This is a genomic window from Pandoraea sp. PE-S2R-1 (assembly GCF_002179865.1).
GTDB lineage: Bacteria > Pseudomonadota > Gammaproteobacteria > Burkholderiales > Burkholderiaceae > Pandoraea.
The window spans coordinates 1-480 of record NZ_NGUR01000082.1 but is presented as its reverse complement, the minus strand read 5'-3'; the positions used below and the strand labels follow the sequence as shown (position 1 = coordinate 480).

The window sequence follows — 480 nt, the reverse complement described above, 5'->3', positions numbered from 1 at the left end:
TGCACTACCGCAGCGCGCCGAGTTGGCGAGCGTGGCTCGCGACACAATGCGCGCGCTGGCCGATCTGCACGCCGACAGCTTCGTGCTGCAGCCCGGCAAGTTCGTCTTCGAGTTGCGGCCTCGCCACGTCAGCAAGGGACGCGCCATCACCACACTACTGAAGGAGACCCCGTTTGCCGGGCGAACGCCGCTGTTTGCGGGCGACGACCTGACCGACGAGGCCGGATTTGCCGACGTGAATGCGCTGGGTGGCATCACGATCAAGATCGGCGACGGAGAGACTTGTGCCCGCCATCGTTTGCCGTCGCCGGAAGCGCTGACGGCCTGGTTGCTGACGTTGCGCCACACCTCCCCGCGCCAACCCTCACAGGAGAATGGAGTATGAGCCGCTTAGTCATCGTGTCGAACCGAGTTGCCCCGATCACAGAAGGCAAACCTACCGCTGGCGGTCTGGCCATCGGCGTGTTCGATGCGCTCAAG

General features: G+C 64.6%; 1 pseudogene. It reads left to right on the top strand.

Annotation, left to right across the window (positions count from 1 at the left end):
- Positions 1–385: pseudogene (gene otsB, locus CDV44_RS27130) on the top strand (trehalose-phosphatase); the annotation flags it as partial.
- Between the last annotated feature and the right edge of the window lie 95 nt (positions 386–480).